Origin of the sequence: Polaribacter sp. 20A6, from assembly GCF_011378915.1 — a bacterium.
In the GTDB taxonomy this organism is placed as follows: domain Bacteria; phylum Bacteroidota; class Bacteroidia; order Flavobacteriales; family Flavobacteriaceae; genus Polaribacter; species Polaribacter sejongensis.
On record NZ_WTPZ01000007.1, the window covers coordinates 143,325 to 166,742 of the forward strand.

Annotated in this window: 19 protein-coding genes and 1 tRNA gene; 18 read left to right on the plus strand and 2 right to left on the minus strand. The window is 28.0% G+C overall.

What is annotated here, in order from left to right; all coding sequences use genetic code 11:
• Positions 1 to 7 precede the first annotated feature (7 nt).
• From GQS57_RS15740 to GQS57_RS15765, 6 genes are all read left to right on the plus strand, one after another.
• Positions 8 to 1,168: a VapE domain-containing protein gene (locus GQS57_RS15740; protein WP_165733817.1), complete on the plus strand. Its 1,161-nt coding sequence runs from the start codon at positions 8 to 10 to the stop codon at positions 1,166 to 1,168.
• 87 nt (positions 1,169 to 1,255) lie between these two features.
• Positions 1,256 to 2,098, plus strand: coding sequence for a toprim domain-containing protein (locus GQS57_RS15745; RefSeq protein ID WP_165733818.1), 843 nt, complete (start codon positions 1,256 to 1,258; stop codon positions 2,096 to 2,098).
• Positions 2,099 to 2,176: 78 nt separating this feature from the next.
• Positions 2,177 to 2,554 carry a plasmid mobilization relaxosome protein MobC gene (mobC, locus tag GQS57_RS15750; RefSeq protein ID WP_165733819.1) on the plus strand — a complete coding sequence of 126 codons (378 nt, stop codon included), beginning with the start codon at positions 2,177 to 2,179 and terminating at the stop codon, positions 2,552 to 2,554.
• A 1-nt stretch (position 2,555) separates the two neighbouring features.
• The gene (locus tag GQS57_RS15755) at positions 2,556 to 3,170 is read left to right on the plus strand and encodes a hypothetical protein (RefSeq protein ID WP_165733820.1); all 615 of its coding nucleotides are present in this window, start codon (positions 2,556 to 2,558) and stop codon (positions 3,168 to 3,170) included.
• On the plus strand, positions 3,167 to 3,916 hold the full coding sequence (locus tag GQS57_RS15760; RefSeq protein WP_165733821.1) for a hypothetical protein: 750 nt from the start codon (positions 3,167 to 3,169) through the stop codon (positions 3,914 to 3,916). Before GQS57_RS15755 ends, GQS57_RS15760 begins: the two co-directional genes overlap by 4 nt.
• 378 nt (positions 3,917 to 4,294) lie before the next feature.
• Positions 4,295 to 6,211, plus strand: a complete 1,917-nt coding sequence (locus GQS57_RS15765; RefSeq protein WP_165733822.1) for a hypothetical protein — start codon at positions 4,295 to 4,297, stop codon at positions 6,209 to 6,211.
• Here GQS57_RS15765 and GQS57_RS15770 read toward each other — a convergent pair.
• Positions 6,191 to 6,418 carry a hypothetical protein gene (locus GQS57_RS15770; protein WP_165733823.1) on the minus strand — a complete coding sequence of 76 codons (228 nt, stop codon included), beginning with the start codon at positions 6,416 to 6,418 and terminating at the stop codon, positions 6,191 to 6,193. The genes GQS57_RS15765 and GQS57_RS15770 overlap by 21 nt on opposite strands.
• A gap of 436 nt (positions 6,419 to 6,854) precedes the next feature.
• Here GQS57_RS15770 and GQS57_RS15775 point away from each other — a divergent pair, with 436 nt between their 5' ends.
• The 11 genes from GQS57_RS15775 (at position 6,855) to GQS57_RS15825 (ending at position 21,356) form a co-directional block, all read left to right on the plus strand.
• Positions 6,855 to 8,147, plus strand: coding sequence for an O-antigen ligase family protein (locus tag GQS57_RS15775; protein ID WP_165733824.1), 1,293 nt, complete (start codon positions 6,855 to 6,857; stop codon positions 8,145 to 8,147).
• The gene (locus GQS57_RS15780) at positions 8,140 to 8,604 is read left to right on the plus strand and encodes a DUF1573 domain-containing protein (protein ID WP_165733825.1); all 465 of its coding nucleotides are present in this window, start codon (positions 8,140 to 8,142) and stop codon (positions 8,602 to 8,604) included. Before GQS57_RS15775 ends, GQS57_RS15780 begins: the two co-directional genes overlap by 8 nt.
• A gap of 17 nt (positions 8,605 to 8,621) precedes the next feature.
• Positions 8,622 to 9,728 (plus strand): efflux RND transporter periplasmic adaptor subunit, encoded by a 1,107-nt coding sequence (locus tag GQS57_RS15785; RefSeq protein WP_165733826.1) that lies wholly within the window; start codon positions 8,622 to 8,624, stop codon positions 9,726 to 9,728.
• Between the two features lie 20 nt (positions 9,729 to 9,748).
• On the plus strand, positions 9,749 to 12,826 hold the full coding sequence (locus tag GQS57_RS15790; protein WP_165733827.1) for an efflux RND transporter permease subunit: 3,078 nt from the start codon (positions 9,749 to 9,751) through the stop codon (positions 12,824 to 12,826).
• 4 nt (positions 12,827 to 12,830) lie between these two features.
• Complete coding sequence (locus tag GQS57_RS15795; protein ID WP_165733828.1) at positions 12,831 to 14,342, plus strand: TolC family protein; 1,512 nt, start codon at positions 12,831 to 12,833, stop codon at positions 14,340 to 14,342.
• Between the two features lie 11 nt (positions 14,343 to 14,353).
• Positions 14,354 to 14,554, plus strand: a complete 201-nt coding sequence (locus GQS57_RS19230; RefSeq protein WP_165733829.1) for an HTH domain-containing protein — start codon at positions 14,354 to 14,356, stop codon at positions 14,552 to 14,554.
• A gap of 353 nt (positions 14,555 to 14,907) precedes the next feature.
• Positions 14,908 to 15,111 (plus strand): hypothetical protein, encoded by a 204-nt coding sequence (locus tag GQS57_RS15805; RefSeq protein ID WP_165733830.1) that lies wholly within the window; start codon positions 14,908 to 14,910, stop codon positions 15,109 to 15,111.
• 111 nt (positions 15,112 to 15,222) lie between these two features.
• Positions 15,223 to 16,311, plus strand: coding sequence for a BF3164 family lipoprotein (locus GQS57_RS15810; RefSeq protein WP_165733831.1), 1,089 nt, complete (start codon positions 15,223 to 15,225; stop codon positions 16,309 to 16,311).
• The gene (locus tag GQS57_RS15815; protein WP_165733832.1) at positions 16,312 to 16,890 is read left to right on the plus strand and encodes a hypothetical protein; all 579 of its coding nucleotides are present in this window, start codon (positions 16,312 to 16,314) and stop codon (positions 16,888 to 16,890) included. It begins immediately after the preceding gene.
• Between the two features lie 172 nt (positions 16,891 to 17,062).
• Positions 17,063 to 18,205, plus strand: coding sequence for a signal peptidase I (lepB, locus tag GQS57_RS15820; RefSeq protein ID WP_240915498.1), 1,143 nt, complete (start codon positions 17,063 to 17,065; stop codon positions 18,203 to 18,205).
• Positions 18,206 to 18,218: 13 nt separating this feature from the next.
• Positions 18,219 to 21,356: an efflux RND transporter permease subunit gene (locus tag GQS57_RS15825; protein WP_165733834.1), complete on the plus strand. Its 3,138-nt coding sequence runs from the start codon at positions 18,219 to 18,221 to the stop codon at positions 21,354 to 21,356.
• Between the two features lie 320 nt (positions 21,357 to 21,676).
• Here GQS57_RS15825 and GQS57_RS15830 read toward each other — a convergent pair.
• A tRNA-Leu gene (locus GQS57_RS15830) sits at positions 21,677 to 21,758 on the minus strand.
• A gap of 105 nt (positions 21,759 to 21,863) precedes the next feature.
• Here GQS57_RS15830 and GQS57_RS15835 point away from each other — a divergent pair.
• Entirely contained in the window at positions 21,864 to 23,252 is a 1,389-nt protein-coding gene (locus tag GQS57_RS15835; protein WP_165733835.1) for a dipeptidase, read from the plus strand.
• Positions 23,253 to 23,418 lie beyond the last annotated feature (166 nt).

Below are 23,418 nucleotides of genomic sequence, written 5' to 3' on the forward strand. Positions count from 1 at the left end.
TACAAAAATGGACAATGAAGAACTATACATAAATAATAAATTAATAAAGAACACTACAGTGTATGATACGATTCATAAATATGTGAACGGTAGATATGAAATCGTACTTAATATAATAACATACGAATTACTAATTAGGTACAAAGGCTCTAAAGAATGGGAAGTTCTCAATGAAAAATCTTTAATGATTGAACTAACCAAAAAGAAAATTAAATTTAAAAAATTTGAATTAGAAACATATTTAGGTTCTAATTATATAAAACAAATTAACCCATTAAAGCAATACTTTAATAATCTTAATAAATGGGATGGAGTAGATCATATTAAAAACCTAACCTCATATATACCAACTGATGATAATGTGTTTTTTGAATATCACTTAAAAAAATGGCTTGTAAGAAGTATAAAAACTGCATTGGAAGAAAACTTCTACAACAAGCAATGTCTTGTGTTTCTTCAGGAAAAACAAAACTCTGGAAAGAGCAGTCTATGTAGGTTTATTTGTCCGCCTGAATTAAAAAAACATATCGCAGAGAACATCAGTGATGATAAAGATGGATTAATCCAACTGTGTAAAAACCTCTTAATCAATCTAGATGAAATAGATAAACTTTCGATAAAATACATAAACGCCTATAAATCGATGTTTTCAAAAACACACATAAACATTAGGCTACCGTACGCAAAAAACAATTCACATCAGACCCGAAATTGCTCCTTTATAGGCTCAACTAACCTCATAAATTTTTTAAGAGATGAAACAGGTAATGTTAGATGGGTTTGCATAGAACTCATAGGACAAATTGATTTTAATTACTCAAAAGACATCGATATCAATAAAGTTTGGGAGCAAGCTTTTCATCTAGCTTACAAGGACAAAAGTTTTAATTGTGATTTAACTGTGAATGACATAAAAGAAAATGAAAAAAGGAATGAAAACTATAAGCACACAACTATCGAAGAAGAGTTAATAAATCAACTGTTTGAAAAATCTGACAATAAAGATGATTTTATGACAACCACAACAATTACAATGATAATTAAGAAAGAGTATTCATCCGTAAGTCACATAACGATTGGTAAAATTTTAAGAAAGTTAAATTTTAAGAGAGTTAACAGCAGAACCACAGGAGTAAAAGGATACTTAATTCAGTTAAGAAAAAAATAAAAGTTTTCATCAAATTATCTTACCCATCTTACCTATTTCATAAAAAAGGTAAGATGGGTAAGATAAAAACCACAAAAAAATAAAAAAATGAATTGTAAAATAGCTAAAACTATAGAAATGAATTCTTATATATTCAAACAGGGGTTTAGGGTTGGTAAAAAAACTACAAAAGACGTTTGGTATTACTCTCCTTTTAGGAATAACGAAAAAACACCTTCTTTTAAAATTGATATTACTAAAAACGTCTGGTATGATTTTGCAGAAGGAGTTGGAGGCACAATAATTGACTTTGTAATGAAATACAATAATTGTTCAATTAAAGAAGCCTTAGTCATTTTATCTGAAGATACTTTTCTTATTCACCAGCAAAAAAAACAAATTAAGAACGAGACAAACCCCACCTACTCTATTAAAAAAGTAACTGAATTAACAAATCAAAAGTTATTGGATTATTTAAGCAATAGGAAAATCAATTTGAAATTTGCTAAAAAATTTTGTTTTCAAGTTCATTACTCTTTTTCTAATGGAAAAGAATTGTACGGAATTGGTTTTATGAATGATATGGGCGGATTAGAAATTAGAAATAAATTTTTTAAAGGTTGCTTAGGTAAAAAAGAAATAACAACCATAAATAATAATTCTGATGTCGTTTCATTATTTGAATCTTCGTCGGATTTCCTTTCTTATCTCACCTTGAAAAAAGAAATTCCAAAAGAGAATTTCATCATACTTAACTCTACTTCTTTAGTGAAAAAGACGATTGGTTTACTAGATAATTATGCTTTAATAAAACTGTTTTTTGATAATGATGAAAGTGGAAATAAAGCTACAGATTTTCTATTAGAAAATATAAATAGTAAAATCATAGACAATAGAGTCTATTATAAAAAACATAATGACCTAAATCACTATTTAGCGCATCGAAATTAAAGCAGTCAGTTCTTAGCAAGGTGTGATTAACGTGCTCACTTCGTGCACTTTTAATCAAATCTTGCTATTCGCATAAAAATGCTCATAGAAAAAAACAAACTAAAGAAATATAAAATAATGAATAATCAAAATAAGACTAGAATAGTATTCTATTTAGATTTTAATGATAAAATTCTACTAAATAATCAATGTGAATTATTACAAGTTAAAGCCTCTTTCTACATCCGACAATGTGTTCTCGAAAAATTAGGTAAACCAATTTTAGAAGTAAAACAAAAACACTTAGAGACCAAAAATTACACATTACAACTTTATAAAATAGGTAATAATTTGAATCAAATCTCTCGAAAATTAAATTCAGGAATCAAGTTAAAATTAACAGATGAAGATTTGATAATAAATGATATTGAAGAATTAAAAAAACACATTATTGATATACAATCTAAACTTAACTAATATGGAAGAAAACAAAAAAGTATTGTATTTAATGCAAAACGTATGTGACAAATTAGACGCTCTATCTGGTAACGTTAATATTATTAGTGATAGTCAAGTTGAATGCGAAACTTTCGCGGAATTCATTGAATTAGAAGAACGAATAGTTTCTAATCAAAATATGCTAATTAAAAGTCAAACAACTATGAATTCTCATATAATAGATTTAGAAAAAAAAATAGAATTATTAGGTAATAAACCAAAGGTAATTCATCAAAAAAAAGAATATTATTTGTTTGGAAAGGACACCCCGTTTTCATCTAAGCTTTTACTTATTACTATCGCTTTTATTTTTATAGCATCTTCTGGATTTAAATATATACCGATTTATTTAACAGAAAATAGTGCTATTAAAACAGAAAGAGATGAATATGAGTTGTTCTATCAGTATGTTTTTTTAGATGCTTACTCTAAAAATAATAAAATATCTAAAAATATTGTTTCAACTCTAAATGATATTCAGCAAAAAGATACGGTATTATTACAGTACGTGCATAAACTAAGCAAACAATACAATACTCAACTACAAAAAGAAGCCTTAGAAAAACAATTAGAGAATTTAGATAAAGAAAGATGATAACAAAACTACAAAGTATTTCTTTCACAAAGAACGCTTTACTATACTGTGAAAAAGGGGGTGAAGTCTTAACTACTAATAAATGTTTTGGAAGTGCAAATGATATTTATAATCAAATAAAAGAAAAAGAAGCACAGAATGATAGATGCACTAATAAAACGTTTCATATAAAAATTAGAGCAGCTCCAGAAGACAAAGGAAAGTTAAACAACCAAGATTGGATTGATATTGCTAATAAATATGCTCTAAAAATAGGTTTTCAAGATAATATGTTTGCAGTTTACCTACATGAAAAAAATACAGATAAAGAACACGTTCACATAGTAAGCACAAGGATTGGTGATGATAATTTAGCTATCTCAAATAGCTTTACACATTATAAAAGTCAAGATTTCTCTAGAGTTATTGAAAAAGAATATAACTTACGAAAAGTGGGTAGAAAGCTTGAAGCATTAAAAATGAATCAAGAATTTATGCCTAACAACAAACATACTACAGACCTTAAAGAAGCTGTTTTTTCTGCAATAGATATTTCAGACAGTATTGAAGATGTTGTTTTTATCCTTAAAAATAAAAATATACAAACTAAAATAGGTCGTGGTATTTCTTTTACTGATGCTAAGGGAGTAAGAAAAAAAGGTTCTGAAATAGACAGAAAACTATCTTTAAAAGGAATTGAAAAGCTATTGTCTTATGAAGAACAAGAAAAACAGATAAATAAAAAAAATAGAGGTTTTAAAAGGTGATTTTTTAATAGAGAAAGAACAATGTATAAAGCTATAAATGTAGACTTATAGCTTTATATTTTTATAATTATCACTTTGTATATTTATATAAAAACATACTTATACTTTTATATAAAAAGACAAACTGTACATGACGCCTGCCGCTGAGGCTCATTTTAAAGATCAGTTGATTTTTTTAACGCTTGCTTGAGAAAAAAAAACCAACAGATCTTTAAAACGGAATAGTAAATTAAAAAAATTTGATTTTTTTAAAAAACTTAAATTTTAAAATAACTATAGTTATAAGTTGGTTCATTGCTTAAAAAGGGTATTAATTTATAGAATAGGATCTATAGTTTATAGTTTTTGATAGCAAGTTTTTAATAACTTTACATTGCTATGAAAAAAATTAATTTAACAGTACTAATATGTACTTTTATTCTTCTTTTCTGTACTTGTAAAAATTCAGCAGATCAATCTTTAAGTTTTGCTTTAAATTTATCTGGAGAAAACAGATTAGAATTAGAAAAAGTATTAACTCATTACAAGTCTAATCAAAGAGATACTCTTAAGTATAAAGCAGCTGTTTTTCTTATAAAAAACATGCCTTATCATTCATATATAAGTCCTGACACTAGATTTGAAGAAGTGTTTGATAGTATTCAAAAATATCCATATAGTGTTTTAAGAAGGGATATTTTTGAAAACATGCTAGATTCAGTGTCAAAGAAGGTCGTAAGGACAAAATCAAAAAGAATTTATGATATAGAAAACTTAAGTTCAGAATTTATTATTAATAATATAGAATTAGCTTTTAAAGCTTGGTATAAAATTCCTAAGGAAAAGAGAGCTTGTTTTGATGATTTTTGTAATTACATTTTGCCGTATAGATGTTCAAATGAACCATTAGAGAGTGATTCACGTAAAAAACTGTTTGAAAAATACTCATGGGTTTATCGAATAATTAATCAAAATGGTACTATTGAATCGATATTAGATAGTGTTACATCAGAGTTTAAGTTTATTAATCTTGAACAGATAAGGAAACATTACTCTCCATCCTTAAGTATTAGTCAAATCCAAAAATCAAAATTAGGAGCATGTGATGACGGAGTTAATTATTTTGTAAATGTTTTTAGATCTTTAGGTCTAATTTGTTCTAAAGATTATGTATCTCAATGGGGGAATCATAATCTGAGTGGACATTCTTGGATTTATACTAAATATGGAAATCAAGAGTATTCTACTGACGTAGGTGGAAAGGTTGATAATAAAGTTAAATACTCTAAAGAAAGTATTCCAAAGGTAAATAGGTTATTATACAGACATCAAAATAATTCCACTTTTTCACCTTTAACAATTGATGTTACTGATGAGTATGTAAATACGTTAGATTTAGAAATTTATAATGCTTTTGATGCTCCAAATGGTAACCCTTTTTTATGTATTTTTAATTCCAGTACCGAATGGAGGCCTGTGGCTTATGGGAGTACCAATAATGGTCAAACTTTTAGTTTTAAAAGGACAGGAACTAATGTCTTGTACTTAGCAGCTATAATTCATGAGAATCAAATTACCCCTATTAATTATCCATTTTTTATTGACAAAGATAAAAACACTCATTTTTTCAAACCAATTAAAAATGAGCAAGATTCAGTTTTGATAACTAGAAAAACTGGTTTTACTGTACCAAGAAAAAGAAATAAAATGAATTGGTTAAAATCTCTTAATACAGGTTTTTTTGAAGGATCTAACAATTCAAACTTTAAAAATTCAACAAAATTACATGAAATATCAAATCTTCTTAGTACTCAAATTAATAAGATAGACATAGATATTAAAAGGAAGTTTAAATATATACGTTTTAATGCTAATGGAAAAGAATCTTTTTTAGCTAAACTTACTTTTTATGACAAGGACAATATCAAGTTAGAAGGAAAAGTAATTAAAGAAAATACGATTTCTTATATATGGGAAAATGGTGCTTATGATGAAAACCCTTTATCTTTTTCAGGAGGAAAAGATTTTACTTTTGGGTTAAAATTAAATACACCAAAATCAATAGGTTTTATTGAATTCCAAGCTAGAAATGATGATAATCATATAAATATAGGTGAAAATTATGAATTGTTTTATTGGGATAAAACATGGAATTCTTTAGGAATGAAGATTGCTAAAGACACTTTACTATCTTACAATAACGTTCCTAAAAACTCTTTACTTTGGTTACGAAATCTTACAAAAGGTAAAGAAGAACATGTTTTTACTGTAGATAAAGATGGTAATCAGAAATGGTTAGGTTTTGATAATTATTAACAATTTTAAACTAACTGTAATGACTAAGAAGATAGAAAGTTTAAAATATTTTAAAATAGGGATTAAATCGATATTTTGTGTTACTCTATTCTTTCTTGTTTTGTTTATACCGTCTATTAATGATTCTTCTTTGGTTAATTCTACGATAAATTCAAAAACTATTTTCCTTATAAAAGGATTAATTGTTTTATTTTGTTTCTGGCTCATTCAATTCTTATTTAAGAAAACACCTATTAGTAAACTTATTATTTCAAAAATAGATGTTTATCTTTCCATTTTAGTTTTATATATTTTATTTAACAGGTATTTTATTCAGAATGAATACAGTTTTTCAATTCGATTTATAGAACTTATTGGACTTTCCTTATTTTATGTAATTCTAAGAACTTTATCTATAAGAATATTTCTATGGATATTGTTAGGAGTTATAATTTCTGGAATTATACAAGCAATTTATGGTAACTTACAATTATTAGGTTATTACACATCTAACCATTCTGGATTCAATTTAACAGGTAGTTTTTTTAACCCTGGACCTTATGCTGGTTTTTTAACAATCGTTTTCTCTATTGCTTTAGGGTTCTATCTTTTTAAAGAAAAAGTAATTAGTTATTTGTCTTCTAATATAAAAAGTAAATACTATTTGACAATAAATACTATTATTAAATATGTATTCGAGTACATACCTTTAATTGGTATAGTGAGTATTATTATCGTTATTCCAGCAACACAATCTAGAGCATCATGGTTGGCTATTATAATAACGAGTTTCTTTATATTCGAATTACGTTATCAAATCATAAAAAAGAAGCTTAAGCAGCTCACTAAAGTTAAAAAAACATTTTTAATTATTACCACTTCCTTAATTATTGCACTAGCCTTATCTGGAGTTTATAACTTAAAAAAAGGGTCTTCAGATGGTAGACTTTTTATTTGGAAAATTTCAACTAAAATCATCAAAGACAATCCAGTTTTTGGAGTTGGTTTTGATCGATTTAAAGTTTATTATATGAATGCTCAAGCACATTATTTTGCTGAAATGGGAGAAACAGCAGAAGCTTTAGTCGCAGATAATACTTATTATGCATTTAATGAATTTATACAATTTATTACAGAAAACGGAATCGTTGGTTTCATACTATTAATAGTAATTCTGTATTTAATTTTAAATACTTCAACTAAAAAAGAAAATAAATGTTTAAATAATATTGTAAAAACAAGTTTATTATCCATTTGTGTCTTTGCTTTTTTTTCCTATCCTATGCAAATTTTACCAATAAAACTGGTAATAGTTGTTTTATTGGCGATTCTATCTTCTTTAAATAGTGAAAAGATACAACTATTCAAAAATATTAAAACTAATTTCTCGAAACTATTAATTAAAGCTATAGCAGTTGCTGGATGTTTAGGAATTACTATCATAAGTTTTAAATATATAAATAAAGTGAACGCAAGTTTTAAAACTTGGAAATATGCTTTGGAAAGTTATCAATATGGAGATTATGAAAGTGCTATACAAGAATATGAAAGTGCCTACCCACAATTAAAAAGTAATGGCGAGTTTTTAATGAACTATGGTAAAGCATTATCTCTTTATAAAAACGATAAAAAAGCTGTAGAAATTTTAGAACAGGCTAAAAAACATTTAAATACAACGATTATTGAAACCGCTCTGGGAGATTCATATAAAAACTTAGAAGAATATAATAAAGCAGAAATAGCTTATAAACACGCGGAAAATATGATTCCTGTGCGTTTTTACCCACTGTATTTACAGGCAAAACTATATGAAGAAAGTGGACAGAATGAAAAAGCAAAAGTGTTAGCTAAAAAAATACTAAACAAGAAAGTTAAAATACCTTCAACTGCTATTGAAGAAATAAAGGCAGCCATGAAAAAATTACTAATTAAAAAACCTCTAACAAAAAATGATTAAAAAATACAATAGAGTAAAAAAGACATCTGAAAAGATATTTAAAATAACTCCTTTTTTCTTGATATTACTAGTTTTTTCCTGCAATTCAAAAAATAAAAGAGAAGAAATTTTAGTAAGTGGTAAAAACTCAAATATTTCTTTTAAAGCTGAATTGTATGATTTCGGAGTAATACCTTCAAAAAAAGAAGCCACAGCTATTTTTAATTTTTCTAATACAGGAGAAAACCCAATCGTAATTAAAGATGTAAAAGCTACCTGTGGCTGTACAGTGCCTGAATATCCTAAAAAGATTATAAAAACGGGAGAAGGAGGTGAAATTAGAGTGATTTATGATGCGAAATACCCTGGTCGTTTTAATAAAACGATTACCGTGTTTTATAATGGTAAAGATTCACCAAAAAAGTTAATCATAAAAGGAAAAGTTCCGTATCCAAAAGAAATTGATAGTATTAAATAATTAAGATTTTTAAATATATGTTAAAGAAAGTTAATTTAAATGTTCTCGTAAAAATACTTTTAGTTCTTTTAGCAGTTGTATGTGTCTCTTGTAAAAAAGAACAACCTAAACAAAATGAAGAACTCATTCAAAAAAAGAAATACCTCCAAGATAAAAATGAGGTAAACATTATGATTTTAAAAAGTAGCATTTTTAAAAAAGAATTAGTTAGCAACGGACGTTTAATAGCCTTAGAAAAAAGTGCTCTAAAATTTAATGTTAGCGAAAAATTAGCCAATATTTATATTAAAAACGGAGACTATGTAAAAAGAGGTAAAATACTAGCCTCTTTAAATGCATTTACCTATCAACAAAAAGTAAATAAAGCTAAAATAGATTTAAAACAAGCTACTTTAGAATTTGAAGACTTACAAGTCCGCAGAGGTTTTAATGCTAATAATATAGATGATTCTAATAAAAAAGAATATGACATGATGGCTATAAAATCTGGCTATAAAAATGCACAACATCAATTAGAAAATGCACAATTTGATTTAAAATCCACAAAATTAATTGCACCTTTTAGTGGTAAAGTTGCAAATGTGATAAGTAAAAAACATGAGCAAATTAATGCAGGAAAAGAATTTATAACCTTAATTAATGACGCTGTTTTTGAAGTAGAGTTTTATGTTATAGAATCTGAACTAAAAGACATTAAGAAAAAAGATAAAATAACGATGCAACCTTTTGCTTTAAACAAAACATATAAAGGCTATGTTACCACTATAAACCCACAAATAGAAAAAGATGGTACCATTTTAATTAAAGCAAAAGTGAAAAATGATGGTGACTTGTTAGAAGGGATGAATGTAAAAATATTTATTCAAAAAGACATTCCAAATCAATTTGTCGTACCTAAATCTGCCGTTGTTCTAAGAGATAATCAAGAAGTTTTATTTACGCTTAAAAAGGGTAAAGCATATTGGACTTACATACAAACTACTATAGAAAACAGTAAGGAATATGCTGTAATTCCACATCCAGATAAAAGTAGTGCATCTTTACAGCAAGGAGATACCATTATTATTTCTGATAATTTGAATTTAGCACACGATAGTGAAATCGCTATAAAACCTAATAATTAGTTATTTACAAAAAAACTACTATGGTTAAATTTTTAATACATAAACCTATAGCAACTCTAATGACTGCTTTAGGGTTCATTATTTTAGGGTTGTATGCTTTTGGGTTTATACCTATATCTTTAATGCCAGATATTGACATTCCAGAAATAACGGTACAAGTACAAGCAGATAATATGTCTGCAAGACAACTTGAAGATGCCGTTATAAAACCAATGCGTTCTCGTTTAATGCAAGTAAGTCATTTAAAAGACATACAAAGTGAGTCTAATAATGAGTCTGGAATTATCCGATTAAGTTTTACTCATGGTAGTAATATAGACTACGCATTTATAGAGGTTAACGAAAAAATAGATAGAATAATTGGAAGCTTACCCAAAACGATGCAGCGCCCTAAAGTTATAAAGGCAAGTGCTACAGATATTCCAGTATTTTATTTAAGCATGACTGTTAAAGTGCCTGCTCAATCAATTAAAAAATCTATCAATAAGAATACTAACCCATATTTTGTTTCGCAAGAATTTGTAGATTTTAATCGTTTTGCAAACCAAGTTATTCGTAAAAGAATTGAGCAAGTTAATGAGGTTGCTATGGTGGACGTAAGTGGCTTAATTGCCCCGGAAATCTTAATAATACCAAATCAAAATAAGTTAGATGCTTTAGGTATTAGTTTAGAAGATATAGAAGCTGCGGTTAAGAAAAATGATTTAGATATAGGTAGTTTGTTAATTAAAGACAATCAGTATCAATACGATGTACGTTTAGGTACTTCATTAAATAACATAAAAGATATTGAAAACATTTATATCAGTAAAAGTAATCGTGTTTTTCAGTTAAAAGAACTAGCAGAAGTTATAGAACATCCGCAAAAAAGAACAGGTTTGGTTTTGTCTGATGGTAATGAAGCATTAACCATGGCTATTATAAAACAAAGCGATGCTAGAATGTATGATTTGAAAGAATCATTAAATAAGCTGATTAAAAACTTAAAGAAAGACTATCCTACCATTAACTTCTCCATTACTAGAGATCAGACGAAGTTGTTAGATTATGCTATTAATAATTTATTTCAAAGCCTATTATGGGGAATGCTTCTTGCTTTTGTTATTATGTTTATATTTTTAAAAAATATAAAATCGCCTTTGTTAATAGGAATTACCATTCCAACTTCTATTATCATTTGTTTGTTGTTTTTTCATCTTTTAGATATCTCAATAAACATCATATCATTATCAGGATTGGTTTTAGGAATTGGTTTAATGATAGACAATTCCATTATAGTTATAGATAATATTACACAATATCGAGAACGAGGTTATAAATTGTCTAAAGCCTGTATTTTAGCAACCAATGAAGTTTTAAAACCACTACTAAGTTCAGCATTAACCACCTGTGCAGTATTCTTACCCTTGGTTTTTTTAAGTGGTATTAGTGGAACATTATTTTACGACCAAGCAATGGCTATAAGTATCGGTTTGTTTGTGTCGTTATTGGTTTCTGTTACCTTATTACCTGTATTGTATCGTTTATTTCATTTAAAAGACGATTCTAAAGTTGATAAAATAACTCGGTTTTTAGCTAAAACAAACACCATAGATTATGAGGCTTTATACGAAAAAGGATTTCGTTGGGTAATGAGAAAACAAAAAGTAGCTTGGAGTATCAGTATTCTTTTATTATTAGTTGCCATAGGTTTGTTTAATGTATTACCAAAAACACAAATGCCGGCACTTACAAGCAATGAAACCTTACTAAAAATAGATTGGAATGAACAAATAAACGTTGAAGAAAATAAACGTCGGGTACTTGATTTAATAGAGCCTTTACAAGAAAACTTAGTCAATCAAACCGCTTTGGTAGGTACGCAACAGTTTTTGTTAGATAAAGATTCGAATGCTAAAACATCAGAAACCACTATTTATCTACAAACAAATACGCAAGATGAGTTGTTAAATATTCAATCGAAATTAAATGATGTTTTAGACAACACATATACGAACATTGTCTATGAATACAAAGAGGTTGATAATATTTTTAATTTAATTTTTTCAAACCAAGAAGCACCTTTGGTGGCAAGGTTACGAAATGTAGAGAATTTAGGACATGAGCAAAATAATCAATTAAAAAAAATATGGTATCAAGTTCAGGAAAATACTGAAGGAATTGAATTAACACCAATTGCATGGCAAGAAAACATGACACTTGTTGCTAATCAAGAAAAGCTAATTACCTACAACATTTCTTCAAATACACTTTTTAACACGCTAAAAAGCGCTTTTAATGAGCGTGAAGTACTTTCTATTGTAAGCAATCAAAACTTTACCCCCGTAATTTTAGGAGGAAACACTAAACACATTCAAGAAATTTTAACTGAAACTACTGTAAAATCAAAGGATAGTGCTGTTTTTCAAGTAAAAGATTTTATTAAGGTGGTAAAAGCAGCAGATTTAAAAAGTATCTCTGGTGGCATGGAAGGAGAATACTATCCGATAGATTTAATTGTAAAAGAAGAAAATATTGAAAGAACGATTAATAGTGTAACACAAGTAGCAGGTAATAACTCTTGGTATGATGTCAGTTTTTCAGGTAGCTATTTTTCTAATCAAGAATTGATGGGAGAGTTAAAGGTGGTCCTTTTAATATCATTGATCTTACTGTATTTTATTTTAGCTTCACAATTTGAATCTTTTGTTTTACCTCTTATTATATTATTAGAAGTCCCCATAGATTTAGCAGGTGCATTTTTATTTCTAAAACTTTTTGGCATGAGTATTAATTTGATGTCAATGATAGGTATTGTGGTAATGAGTGGTATTATTATTAATGATTCTATTCTAAAATTAGATACTATCATTCAACTGCAACGTCAAGGGTTTTCATTAATAAAAGCTATGCTAGTTGCAGGACAAAGGCGTTTAAAACCAATATTAATGACAAGTTTAACAACCATACTCGCCTTAGTACCTTTATTATTTTCTGGTGGTTTGGGTGCAGAATTGCAAGCACCATTAGCAGTGGCATTAATTGGCGGTATGCTTTTAGGTACTTTGGTAAGTCTTTATTTTATTCCTCTTTGTTATTATTACTTTGCTAAAAAATAAGATTATGAATAGAAAAATAAAAAATAAAATAATTGTTATAGGACTTATTTTAAGTTGCACAATAATAACTGCCCAACAAAATAAAAATGATATAGCAATACAACAAAAAACTACGCTTATTGATGTTTTAAATACGGCAAGTAAACATTCGTTAGATGTTTTTAAAGCTAAAAGACAATACGGGGTTAATTATTGGGAGTTTAAATCGTTTAAATCTAGCTTATTACCAAAAATAAACTTTACTGCCCAACCATTTACCTATAACAGTGCTTTAGTTGAACGTTATGATTCTGAGCAAAACATAGATGTTTTTAGGCAACAACAAACTATTAATAGTTATGCAAATTTATCTATAAGCCAAAATATTGGGGCAACAGGTACTAATATTTATATGAACTCCAGCTTTAATCGGTTAGAAAACTTTGGAGATTCTGCATATGAAAGCTACAACACAACCCCCATTAGAATTGGTTTATCACAACCTATTATGGCATTTAATGCTTTTAAATGGCAAAAAAAAACAGCTCCATTAGCCTTTGAAAAAGCAAAAAAAGATTTTCTATACGAACTACAAACTATTAATTTAAAATCGGTTTCTTTATTTTTTAATTGGGCTTTGGCAAGTAAAAATGTCGAAATAGCAAAAGAGAATAAAACTACCGCAGAAAAATTATTCAGTATAGGTAAAAAGCGTTATGATATTATTGCTATTGAACGTAACGACCTTCTTAATTTAGAATTAGATGTATATAACGCAAAAACGAATTTAACTCAAAATTTACAAACTTTACAAAAAACAAAAGCTGCACTCAAATTATTTTTAAGAGATCAATTACCAGAAAATGCAGTGCCTGAATTACCCGAATTGATCTCAAATTTACATATAGATATTAATAAAGCGCTAGATCTTGCTTATAAGAACAACCCTGATATTCTTAATTTAAAAATTAGAAAACTAACCGCTTTAAGAGATTTAGACAAAGCTGTTAAAGAAAACAGGTTCGATTTATCATTAACAGCAAGCTACGGTTTAAACCAACAAGCCAATACGTTTGTAGATGCTTATGGGCGTTTTTTAGACCAGCAGATTGTAGCCATACAATTAAGTGTACCCGTATTAGATTGGGGAGAACGAAAAGGGAATATAAAAACTGCAAAAATGAATAAAGAGGTGGTAGATATTGAGTTGCAACAGAATGAAGATACCTATAAGCAAGATGTTACTTTAAACGTTTTAGATTTTAATTTACAAAATGAACTAGTTCTTGGTGCATTACGCACCAGTGAAATAGCAAAAGAGTCTTATAGTTTAACAGAAAAACGGTTTCTGTCTGGAAATGTAGATTTTTTAAATTTAACCTCTTCTAGAAAAGCTTGGCAAATAGCCAATGAAAATTATATACAAGCCTTACAAAGTTATTGGAACCTCTATTATAAAGTACAACAGTTAACCTTATATAATTTTATAAAAAAGACTCCTTTAGTGCAAGATTTTAAAAGCATACTCGAAGATTAATAAAAAAAGCTATGACATACCCTGAAAGAAAAGAAAAAGAAAAACACTTATTATATTTAATAGAGCAAGAAAGATTGTTTAATCTAAAAAAAATCGCAAATGATTATGAGTGCAGCAGTAGAACGATAAAAAGAATGCTCTTAAATTTACGAGAAGAAGGTTTTAATATAGTCTATTGTAGAAAGTGTAATAAATATCTTTTAAAAGAATAACAAAGGGACAAAAATTGTCCCTCCCATGTGTTTTCTTTGTAGGATAATTATTGTAGGTTTAGGTGTTTTGTAAAAAACCCTCCAGGTATTATTTATATATAATTAAAAAATAGCATCACCTAATCGTTTAACTAAAAATATGCCTATGTAATAAGCCAAAATACCCAGAGGAAGTCTTTAATTATTTATTGACTAAATAGTTGTTTTAAAAAATTAAGCTATTTAATATTTTGTAAAAGTAGTATTTCCTTTTTAGACTTTAGAGAAGAAATAATTAAAATTTAATAAAATTTAATAAAATGAAAAAAATAATAGGAATAATAGGAGTTTGTGCATTTGCTATGACAATGTTTATGAACACAAACTACGTTAAAAACAATGATAGTACTTTGGCTAGTTTAATTGCAATAAATGTTGCCAATGCAGAATATGATGATGGTGATATATGTAGTGACGAATGGGATGCACCTGGCTGTACATTCATTCAAAATGGTCACGCCTATATTGCTTATGACTGTGAACCAGACACATGGTACACTTTAGCAGATTGTATGTAAACTATTTATAATACATACTTCCTTAAAAAAAGAGGTATGTATTATACTTTAAAAAAGTATTTAAACCAAACTTTTATTTTGGATTAACTATAAATCAGTAAAATTTCTATGATGAAAATTAGAACAATGATAATAATGTTGATTTGTATTCAACAATTTAGCTCATGTAAAGAAAATAATATTAATAAACTTAAATTAAATAAAGACACACAATATTTTAATGAGTTTCCTTTAGAATATAATATTATTTTTAAAAATCTAGTTGATTATAAGATTGGGATTCCTAGAAGAATATTACTTATCGATTCAACTTTAATTTTTTTTAATATCCCTAAAAAATCACAATACATTTTCAGTAACTACTCTTTAAATACGGGTATACTTGGAGATGGTTACTTACAAAAAGGTAATGGTCCTCATGAAGTAATCTCCGCAGCTTCTGGAGGTGTCCTTGGCAATAGTTTATGGGTTTATGACGCTACATCAAACAAAATACTTACAACCAATAAGAACAAGGCAATAGCTCACAACACTTTTTCAAACCCAAACGTAAAAAAATTGAATGAAAATTATTACAAAATTGATTTTATAGATAGTCTTAAGTTTGTTGGAATTAGAAGTAAACTATCCCCAACTTCTTCTAAGTTTGAAAACTTAAACTTAACTTCAAGTAAATCAACAAACAGTTACGGGAAATATGTAAATGTTTCCAAAAAAATTAAATTAGAAACTATTTCAGATATTTATACATCTACCATATTTTCAAAACCAACAGGAGATAAAGTTGTTTTAGGGTATAGATACTCAGATTTAATTGAGATTTATGATTTGAAATCAGAAAAATGTATTTCCATACAAGGTCCACAAAAATTTGATGTAAATTATACTCAAGAAAAAAACCAAAACTTTTTTTATATGGGTAAAAGTAAAACTACCCAAAAGTCCTTCATTAATGGTGCTGTTACTAATAAATATATATATTTAATATTTTCAGGACATCAAAGGAAAAATAGATCAGAAGCAGATAGAAAAAAATGGACTTACGGAAAACAAGTGTATGTTTATGATTGGGATGGAAACCCTATAAAAAAAATAACGTTAGATAGATATATTTATACATTGGGAATCTCTGACGATGATAGTACTATCTACTCTTATGACATTGAAACTGGATTTATCATAGAATCTAAAATAAACTAAATGACGTATAAATTATTAACAGTTAAAAAGTATTTAATATTATTTATTTTTATAATTGCTATGCTATCTTGCTCCAAAAAAAAAGAGGATAAAACAGAATCATTGAAATTCACAATAGACCGTACTTTAGGTAAAAAACTTATTCTACCTGACAGTTTGATGATATACGCACCCTTTTCAAATTATTTAGCTGATTCATTAACTATTTTAAATTCGAAATATAAGGTGTTTTCGAAGATAAATGCATCCTGTGGTGATTGTGTTCAGAATATTAAGGAATGGAAGAAATTAAGTTTAGAATTTAGAAAATACAATATTCCAATAATTTTAATATGTCAATCTACAGATGATTTTGGACTTCTTAAATATACTTATAATGCATCATCCGATTTTTCTTTAAATACCCATTTTTTTTTAGATAGTAATAACGAATTCCTGAAATTAAACACCTTTATGAATAAATCGGACCATTTTGAAACTGTTCTTACAAATAAAAAAAATGAAATAATATTGATGGGAAACCCAACTAAATCAAATGAGATTAAAAATTTATACATTAATGAATTTAAAAAAGAATAGAGTACAAAAGTAAAGAAAGTAAACCACAAAAATAAGAAGCTAAATCATTCAACTAAATTAAAAATTTAGTATCTATTCTATTATGCAAAAAATGGTGTAACAAACATTTTTAAGTTCATAGTCTAATATTTCGTATATAAATAAAACTTATATTTCAAACAATTTAATATAAATGACCGATAAAATTTACATATTTGTACTTCTGTTATTTAGTTCACTTCTTTTTCTTTTTGGTTTATGGTGGTTGGTTATATTTCTAATCTTACAAATTATAATTTATTATAAATTTATTAAAGCTTTTAAACCTGGAATATTAAAATATCTAATAAGTGTGTGTATTGTCTTTATTCCAATTATAGGTGCTAAAACACTTACTTTTGATATATTTAAAATACCCAGTTCTTCAATGGAGAACACTTTATTTAGTGGAGATGTAATTATGGTTAATAAACTAAAATATGGTCCCAGATTACCACGCTCTCCATTTGATATCCCTTTTGTCAATATTGCTTTTTATTTCAATGACAATGCAAAAAAAAGAATAAAAGAGAATTGGTGGTCTTACAAAAGGCTTTCTGGCATTACAAATATTAAACAAGGTGATATTTTTGTATTTAATTCTACTTGGAGCAAGCAATTTATTTTAGTTAAACGTTGTATAGGCTTGCCTGGTGATACATTACAAATAAAAAACGGTACTATTTATACAAATAATAACGAATTTATTGAGCCAAGATCTGTTAAAAATAACTATAAATTTAAAGCTGAAAATAAAGCCACTTTATATAAAGCCTTAGATTCGTTTTCAAACAACGTTATTTTGAAAAACAGTTACAATAAATTCAATTTGGCAAGTTTAACAGCCTCTCAATTAGAACATCTAAAAAAACAAGACTATATTGATTCTGTAAGTATACAGATAGATACTTTTGCTCAAAAAAAACTATTTGTTAACTTACCAAGCTTACAATGGGGTTTTGATAATATGGGTCCCATAATAATCCCCAAAAAAGGGATGAAAATAATTTTAAACAAAGAAACGTTTGCAATATATAAAAGAGCAATCAATAGCTCAGAAGGTTGTAAAATAGAAGAAATAGATGGTTTTTATTATATTGATAGTCAAAAAGCTACTTATTACACATTTAAGCAAGATTATTATTTTATGATGGGAGATAATAGAAAAGGAACTTTAGATTCTCGTAAATGGGGTTTTGTCCCAGAAGAGAACATTATAGGTAAAGTACAATGTGTGTTGTATTCTAATTATGGTGGGGAGTTTAATTGGAGTCGTTTATTGAAAGCTGTAAATTAAAAGTGTTAAGCAAATGAAACGTACACTCTCTTCATTTTCTATCATTACCATTTTTGTATGTCTTTCTATTGTTGGGGCTAGCTTAATACCTTTATTAAGCTTGCAATTAACCCCCTCAAAAACACTACCTTCAATTAATATAAGTTATAACTGGCAAGATGCTTCTGCAAAAGTGATAGAGCAAGAAGTAACAGCAAAACTAGAAGGTGTTTTTAATACAGTTAAAGGAATAAAATCAATTACTTCAAATTCAGACAAAGGCAAAGGAAGTATTTCTCTTAAATTTAAAAAAAACGTAAATATGGATGCGGTTCGGTTTGAACTTGCAAACCTAATTCGCCAGTCTTATTCAGAACTTCCAGATGGTATTAGCTATCCTAATTTATCTTTAAGTGCTGCCAATGAAAATAAATCTCCTATTTTATCCTACAGTGTAAATGCAAATGAAAGCTCTTATTTTATTAAAAAATATGCAGAAAAACATATTATACCAAAACTAGCAAAACTTAAAGGCGTAAATAAAGTAAATGTTTATGGGGCAGCTCCTTTTGAATGGGTAATAGAATACGATACAAATAAACTGATGCAGTTAAAAGTATCTGTAAAAGATATTCAACAAGGAATTAATACTTATTTAAAAACACAAGAATTGGGCAAAGGTGTTTTTAGAACAAATACGGATAATTATGATTCTGAAATATCTTTAAATTTAGGGTACAAAATAGCCAAAATTATAGATTGGAATAACATTCCTATTAAGAAGATAGGCAATAGAGTCATTTATTTACGAAATATAGCAACTGTTAAGTATAAAGAAGGTGCTGTAAATAGTTATTACAGAATTAATGGATTAAACACTATTAATATTACTGTATACGCAGAACAAAATGTTAATACGATTGATTTAGCAAACACCGTAAAGTTAAAAGTGATTGCTTTAAATAATCAAATAGACACTGGATATACTATTAAACTTACACAAGATAGTACTGAGTATGTAGTTGAGGAGTTACAAAAAATACAAAGTAGAACCTTATTTTCCTTTCTTATTTTATTAGTATTAATCTTATTAATTAATAGAAGTTTTAAATATCTAGCTATTTTATTTTTAAGCATTATAACAAATCTATTAATTGCAGTTATTTTTTATTACTTGTTACATGTTGAACTACAGTTATATTCATTTGCAGGAATAACTATTTCTTTTGGTATTATTATAGACAATAGTATCATTATGATAGACCACATTCGAAATAAAGGGAATAAAAAGGCATTTTTAGCAATTTTAGCTGCAACCTTAACTACTATAGGGGCATTAATGATTATTTTTTTATTAGAAGAAAACCAGCAAGCCAACTTACTAGATTTTGCTTTGGTAATTGCTATTAATTTAAGTGTATCTCTATTAGTATCGTTATACTATGTACCTGCACTTTTAAATAAATTTAAAGTATCTAAAAAACAGCTTTCTTTTTCAAGAAAAAGGAAAAGAAGAATTGTAAAGTTTACAAACTTTTACACCCGAATGATTTGCTGGATGAAAAGACCTCGTTTTAAATGGGCGTTTATTTTGCTTTTTATTTTAGGTTTTGGAATCCCTTTTCATTTTTTACCAAAAGAAATTGAAGAAGAAGGTTTTTTTACCGATGTATATAACAAAAGTATTGGAAATGAATGGTTTTCAAATGATGTAAGACCAACATTAGAAAAAATTATTGGGGGTACATTACGCCTTTTTACAGAAGATGTTTTTGAAAACTCCTATTATTCAGAACCAGAAAGAACAGCATTGCGTGTAACTGGTACTATGCCAGATGGTTGTACTATAAAACAATTGAATACGGCAATTAAAAAAATGGAATCTTACCTTAGTCAATTTGATGAAATTGAATTGTTTGAAACAAGGATATCGAGTTATAGAAATTCTAACATCTCAATTCATTTTAAAAAAGATTTTGAGTTTGGTAGTTTTCCTTATACTCTAAAAAACGTATTAGAATCTAAAGCCATTAGTTTAGGTGGTTTAGATTGGTCCGTTAGTGGTGTTGGTCGAGGTTTTTCTAATGCTTTAGGAACTGGATCTAAACAAAACAGAATTATTTTAGAAGGCTATAATTATGATAAATTATATAGTTATGCAAAACAACTAAAACAACAGCTTATTGATAGTTCTGGTTCTAGAGTAAAAGATATAGAAATAACCAGTAGCGGTTGGCGTGATAATGCTTTGTATGAATATTATTTAGATTTTGATGATAAGCGCCTTGCTTTTGAGAATGTTTCTCAACAACAGTTATATGGTTATTTAAAAAATCAAGTACATTCTGGTAATTTAACTTCGATTATACAAAATAATGAGTTTCAAAGTGTAAAATTAATCTCTGACCGTTACAAAAAATTTAGTGTTTGGGATCTTAAAAACACGCCTATTTTAATAAATAACAAACAATACAAACTGAGTCAATTAGCTTCTATAGAAAAAAAGAAAACAGGTAATACCATAAAAAAAAATAATCAACAATACAGTTTAACAGTTACATATGATTTTCTAGGCACAGCAATTTTAGCCCAAAAAGTAAGAGAACAAAATATAGAGAAATTTAAACCTAAGTTACCATTAGGATATAAGGTTTCAGAGCAAAAATATAACAGATGGAATAAGAAAGACAAAGCTCAGTATTACTATTTATTTATAGTCATTGGAATAATTTTATTTATATGTGCTATTTTATTGGAATCAATTAAACAACCTTTTGCAATCATAAGTATGATTCCAATTTCGTTTATTGGTGTGTTCTTAACTTTCTACCTGTTCGATTTTAATTTTGACCAAGGGGGTTATGCTTCATTTATTTTATTATGTGGAATTAGCGTTAATTCTGCTTTGTATATTATCAATGATTATAATAATTTAAAGATGCAATTTCCAAATAGAGATTTAAGAAGTCTTTACTTTAAAGCTTTTAATTCAAAAATAAAACCTGTAGTTCTAACAATTGTATCAACTATTGTGGGTTTAATTCCGTTTATTTGGAATGGACAAAACGAAGCCTTCTGGTTTTCATTTGCTGCAGGTTCTATAGGAGGTTTAGTATTTTCTTTAATAGGTATCTTCTTTTATTTACCACTTTTTAGTGTTAAAAAAGTATAATTATATTTGTAGCAAAACAATTAATAGTCATGTTGAAATCAAATATTTTCCTTTAATATAAATCTAAAACACCTTTTATTAAGTTTTTAATAAAAATAAAGCTCTTTTAGTAACATTTTATACTCTATAAGTCTTTACAACCAATTTAACGCCGTATTAACTTGTATTTTATCTAATGTTAAGATGATATTCATCATTTATTACCTTTATTCTAAAGTCATAAATATTTGTTAGTAATTCAAAAAATAATACAAATGTGTTACCTATGTGTTACCTAGAAACAAAAAAAGCTGACTTAAAAAGTCAGCTTTCTCTTATTGTACAGGCGGAGAGACTCGAACTCTCACACCTCGCGGCACTAGATCCTAAGTCTAGCGTGTCTACCAATTCCACCACGCCTGCAACTTTTCCAATTTAATTGGGCTGCAAATATAAACATTCCTTGCAAACTGCAAAGCAGTTCATAATAATTTTTCTACTTTTGATGAAGAAATAAAATTATATCTTATGAATACCATTCAATCTTACATAAAAGACAACAAACAACGCTTCTTAAACGAACTTATAGAACTCCTTAAAATCCCTTCTGTAAGTGCAGATTCGGCATATAAAAAAGACGTTTTGTTAACAGCAGATTTTGTTTTAGAAAGTTTAAAAAAAGCAGGTTGCGACAACGTAGAAATGTGCGAGACTCCAGGGTATCCTATTATTTACGGAGAAAAAATCATCGATAAGAACTTACCAACCGTATTAGTTTATGGTCATTATGATGTACAACCAGCAGATCCAATAGAACTTTGGACCTCTCCTCCATTTGAGCCAGTTATTAAAAACACAGAAATTCATCCAGAAGGAGCAATTTTTGCAAGAGGTGCTTGTGACGATAAAGGACAAATGTATATGCACGTAAAAGCATTAGAATACATGACTTCTACCGGAAACTTACCTTGTAACGTAAAGTTTATGATAGAAGGTGAAGAAGAAGTTGGTTCAGAAAGTTTAGCTTGGTTTGTACCAAGAAATACAGAAAAACTAGCTAATGACGTAATTTTAATTTCAGATACAGGAATGATTGCGAATGACATTCCTTCAATTACAACAGGTTTACGTGGTTTAAGTTATGTAGAAGTAGAAGTTACAGGACCAAATAGAGATTTACATTCTGGTTTATACGGAGGCGCAGTTGCAAATCCTATTAATATTTTAACCAAAATGATTGCCTCTTTACACGACGAGAACAACCATATTACTATTCCTGATTTTTACGATAATGTAGAAGAATTATCTACCGAAGAAAGAGCAGAAATGGCAAAAGCACCTTTTTCTTTAGAGAAATATAAAGATGCCTTAAAAATAGATGATGTTCACGGAGAAGCAGGTTATTCTACCAACGAGCGCAACGCAATTAGACCAACTTTAGACGTAAACGGAATTTGGGGTGGTTATACTGGTGAAGGCGCAAAAACAGTAATTGCAAGTAAAGCATTTGCTAAAATTTCTATGCGTTTGGTACCAAATCAAGATTGGAAAGAAATTACAGAATTGTTCAAAAAACATTTCGAAAGCATTGCACCTAAATCAGTAACAGTTCTTGTAAAACCGCATCATGGCGGACAAGGTTATGTAACTCCAATAGACAATATTGCGTATAAAGCTGCAAGTAAAGCTTATGAAACTAGCTTTGGAAAAACGCCTATTCCTCAAAGAAGCGGTGGTAGTATTCCTATTGTTGCCCTATTTGAACAGCACTTAAAAAGCAAGACTATTTTAATGGGCTTCGGGTTAGATTCTGACGCCATTCACTCGCCAAACGAACATTTCGGAGTTTGGAATTACCTAAAAGGGATTGAAACCATTCCATATTTCTATAAATATTTTACAGAAATGAATCAATAAAATAACTAATCCGTTCAGCAATGAGCGGATTTTTTTTAGGGCATTCCCCAATTATTTGAAAAAAATAATTGCGTCAGGCTTGAAGTTTATCCTGAACTTGTTGAAGGGTACTCGCTTTTTTTCTGAAAAAAGAAAAAAGAGCTCAAACAACTACTGCAATCCTTAA

What these genes read in the sequence shown, in the direction of transcription:
- GQS57_RS15785 (WP_165733826.1), top strand. Translation starts at nt 8,622, where the DNA reads ATGTTAAAGAAAGTTAATTTAAATGTTCTCGTAAAAATACTTTTAGTT.
- GQS57_RS15825 (WP_165733834.1), top strand. Translation starts at nt 18,219, where the DNA reads ATGAAACGTACACTCTCTTCATTTTCTATCATTACCATTTTTGTATGT.
- GQS57_RS19230 (WP_165733829.1), top strand. Translation starts at nt 14,354, where the DNA reads ATGACATACCCTGAAAGAAAAGAAAAAGAAAAACACTTATTATATTTA.
- GQS57_RS15740 (WP_165733817.1), top strand. Translation starts at nt 8, where the DNA reads ATGGACAATGAAGAACTATACATAAATAATAAATTAATAAAGAACACT.
- GQS57_RS15815 (WP_165733832.1), top strand. Translation starts at nt 16,312, where the DNA reads ATGACGTATAAATTATTAACAGTTAAAAAGTATTTAATATTATTTATT.
- GQS57_RS15805 (WP_165733830.1), top strand. Translation starts at nt 14,908, where the DNA reads ATGAACACAAACTACGTTAAAAACAATGATAGTACTTTGGCTAGTTTA.
- GQS57_RS15765 (WP_165733822.1), top strand. Translation starts at nt 4,295, where the DNA reads ATGAAAAAAATTAATTTAACAGTACTAATATGTACTTTTATTCTTCTT.
- GQS57_RS15835 (WP_165733835.1), top strand. Translation starts at nt 21,864, where the DNA reads ATGAATACCATTCAATCTTACATAAAAGACAACAAACAACGCTTCTTA.
- GQS57_RS15795 (WP_165733828.1), top strand. Translation starts at nt 12,831, where the DNA reads ATGAATAGAAAAATAAAAAATAAAATAATTGTTATAGGACTTATTTTA.
- mobC (WP_165733819.1), top strand. Translation starts at nt 2,177, where the DNA reads ATGCTCATAGAAAAAAACAAACTAAAGAAATATAAAATAATGAATAAT.
- GQS57_RS15745 (WP_165733818.1), top strand. Translation starts at nt 1,256, where the DNA reads ATGAATTGTAAAATAGCTAAAACTATAGAAATGAATTCTTATATATTC.
- lepB (WP_240915498.1), top strand. Translation starts at nt 17,063, where the DNA reads ATGACCGATAAAATTTACATATTTGTACTTCTGTTATTTAGTTCACTT.
- GQS57_RS15770 (WP_165733823.1), bottom strand. Translation starts at nt 6,418, where the DNA reads ATGAGCCAGAAACAAAATAAAACAATTAATCCTTTTATAAGGAAAATA.
- GQS57_RS15810 (WP_165733831.1), top strand. Translation starts at nt 15,223, where the DNA reads ATGAAAATTAGAACAATGATAATAATGTTGATTTGTATTCAACAATTT.
- GQS57_RS15790 (WP_165733827.1), top strand. Translation starts at nt 9,749, where the DNA reads ATGGTTAAATTTTTAATACATAAACCTATAGCAACTCTAATGACTGCT.
- GQS57_RS15780 (WP_165733825.1), top strand. Translation starts at nt 8,140, where the DNA reads ATGATTAAAAAATACAATAGAGTAAAAAAGACATCTGAAAAGATATTT.
- GQS57_RS15760 (WP_165733821.1), top strand. Translation starts at nt 3,167, where the DNA reads ATGATAACAAAACTACAAAGTATTTCTTTCACAAAGAACGCTTTACTA.
- GQS57_RS15755 (WP_165733820.1), top strand. Translation starts at nt 2,556, where the DNA reads ATGGAAGAAAACAAAAAAGTATTGTATTTAATGCAAAACGTATGTGAC.